Origin of the sequence: Streptomyces sp. AB3(2024), assembly GCF_041862025.1 — a bacterium.
Lineage (GTDB): Bacteria > Actinomycetota > Actinomycetes > Streptomycetales > Streptomycetaceae > Streptomyces.
Window position 1 is genome coordinate 1 of the sequence record NZ_JBGWAB010000442.1, and the last position, 223, is coordinate 223.

The following is a 223-nucleotide window of genomic DNA, read 5'->3' on the forward strand; positions in this document are numbered from 1 at the left end:
CTGCGGTTCAGGCGCAGGTGTGGGGTCTGGGCCGGGTTGCCGCTCTGGAGGTTCCGGAGCGCTGGGGCGGCCTGGTGGACCTTCCCGAGGTGTGGGACGAGCGGGCGATGGGCCGGCTGGCCGGTGTGCTGGCCGGTGGTGTTGCCGGTGAGGACCAGGTAGCGGTTCGGTCTTCGGGTGTGTTCGGGCGTCGGCTGGTTCGTGCGGCTGCCGGGGACTCGGG

Annotated in this window: 1 protein-coding gene; it reads left to right on the forward strand. The window is 72.6% G+C overall.

What is annotated here, in order from left to right:
- A partial coding sequence (locus tag ACEPPI_RS41155; RefSeq protein WP_373920332.1) for a hypothetical protein occupies positions 1–223 on the forward strand: 223 nt, incomplete at both ends.